Here is a 2,411-nt window from a genome sequence, read left to right on the forward strand (position 1 = left end):
TTCTATACGCCTTATCCGTTTTCCAATGATGTTATTGGCTTACTTTTATGGGATTGTAGGTATTGTTAGTGGATTAATGCTTTTATTTGCTCATTTTGTTTCACTAACTTCGTATGGTTCACCATACGGATTGCCAATCGCACCATTTCGGCTTCAAGAGTTAAAAGATTCTTTTGTAAGATTTCCTATTTCTATGATCACTACCCGCTCGAGTACAGGACAGCCGAAACAAAAAAAGAAAAAAGAAGGTGGTTCGCATGGGGAATCTTAAATTTCAAAACATAACTTTATTTGAATTTATTGTTTTCATCCATTCACTGCAACTTGCATCAGGTATGTTAATTATGCCAAGTCCACTTGCTACTACCGCTGGCACAGATGGTTGGATATCTATCATCCTTGGATGGATAACTACTTCTATAATCGGCGTATTTATTATATTAATGTTACAAAAAAATCCTGATAAAAATTTCTCACAAATCTTAAAAACATACTTTGGTAAATGGATAGGGACAATCCTTTTTCTTTTATATGCCTTTTATCTATTTTTTGTTGGCTTTAATACTTTATTAAAAGCAACTGATATTGTAAAAGTATGGATATTCCCTTCCCCTCCTGCTTATCAAATCACCATATTATTACTATTACCTTTTATTATTTTGGCCCTGAGTGGTTTAAGGGCTCTTACTAGTTATTCTATGCTTGTTTTCTTCTTCACTACCTGGATGCCATTATTTCTTCTTTTTTCATTAAAGAGTATGTATGCTCCATTACACCTACTACCTATTTTTAAAGATGGTATATACCCTATTGTAAAAGCAACGAAAGAAACCATTACCCCTTATGCAGGCTTAGAAATTGCATATTTTATTTATCCGTTCTTACAAAAAAAACAACACGCTATTAAAGGACTACTCATTGCGAATACTGGAACCATGTTTCTCTACCTATATGTGACTATCCTTTCTTATATATACTTTAGTCCGGAGGGGATAAAAGACGTGATTTGGCCAGTATTTCATCTGTTAAAAGGGGTTCGTTTTTCTTTCATAGAACGATTAGAAATTATATATATCGCTTACTATTTAATTGTATTTTCCACTACGATATATCCGTATTTATTTTTCAGTTTTGAATCTGTGACCACTTTACTTCAAAAAAACGCTCGCAATTGGGTGCTGGTTGGTTTTATGTTATTAATAGTCGGCTTATTTATTTTTCTAAATCCCAATGTGGATCAATATTTGTTTATATATTCTCTTATGGATATTTTAAATGTCGTTTTCTTTATTCTATTACCAATCTTATTTTTCGCTTACAGTATTCTTTTTACTTGGATTACTAGGAGGAAACAACTTTGATTCGAAAATGGATATGGATTGTAATTTGTTGTGTATATATAATTGGTTGTAGTCAGAGAATTCCTCTTGAGAGGGTTTCATTAATCCTGTTAATTGGCTTGGATAGAACCCCTAATGGAGATATAAAAGTTGGAACAAGCATACCACTCTTTCATCATAAACAACCAAAAAGTACTATAGAACATTGGACACAAGCATCAACTGTATATACTGGATTCAGTAAGATAGATACGAAGTTAACGGGCTTTATGACAGCTTCCAAAGCTGAAATCATTTTAATTGGGAAAAAATTAGCGCAAGAAGCAAATTGGTTGCAGGAGCTTGATTCTTCTTACCGTGATCCTTATGCTACCATTAATGCTAAAGTAGTACTTGTAGATGGACCTGTAGAAGAAATCTTTAAAATTCACAAGCCTAGTAAACCATCACTTTCATCTTATATAAATGGTGTAATCGAATCCTCTATTCAAAATAACCAATCCGTCTCTTCTACAATTCAACAATTAATGAGGGAAAAAAATGAAGAAGGAATGACACAAACTGTTCCAATTATTAAAAAAACAATGAATGAAATCGACACAGTAGGAATTGCATTGTTAAATCGAAAAGGGAAATATTTAACTCATATCCCTAAAAAAGATGTTAAATTTTTCAATCTTATAAATAAGCCAAAAAGTAACGGCCGAATGATACTACACCTTGCGCTTCCCCCTAAAAAAGCAAACAAAAAAACAAACACTTCTATCTTCGTACAGAACGCGACAAGGAAGGTAGATGTTACTTTTCAAAACGGAAAGTTTGTATTTAATTTCAATATACATGCTAATATAGCTTTAATAGAAAAAACCAATACGAATTTAGTTAAGGGGCAATATGATAATAAAAAAAATATAAATAATTTAAAAAGTGCTATTGAAAAAGAAATTAATAATAATTTACAAAATATATTAAATCAAATACAGCAGAATAAAATTGATCCAATCGGATTATCCCTATATGCTAGAGCCTTTCAATATAAAGAGTGGAAAAAAGTAAAAGGAGATTGGTTGC

General features: G+C 31.8%; 3 protein-coding genes. All 3 read left to right on the forward strand.

Annotated features, from left to right (window positions below; all coding sequences use genetic code 11):
- A partial coding sequence (locus MR160_RS33410) for a spore germination protein (protein WP_242299193.1) occupies positions 1-271 on the forward strand: 271 nt, incomplete at its 5' end.
- Entirely contained in the window at positions 258-1,361 is a 1,104-nt protein-coding gene (locus MR160_RS33415) for a GerAB/ArcD/ProY family transporter (protein WP_242299194.1), read from the forward strand. The genes MR160_RS33410 and MR160_RS33415, both read left to right, overlap by 14 nt.
- On the forward strand, positions 1,358-2,411 hold a 1,054-nt coding region (locus MR160_RS33420; protein WP_242299195.1), incomplete at its 3' end, for a Ger(x)C family spore germination protein. The genes MR160_RS33415 and MR160_RS33420, both read left to right, overlap by 4 nt.

It is taken from the genome of Bacillus cereus group sp. BfR-BA-01382, from assembly GCF_022663475.1.
GTDB classification, from domain to species: domain Bacteria; phylum Bacillota; class Bacilli; order Bacillales; family Bacillaceae_G; genus Bacillus_A; species Bacillus_A thuringiensis_S.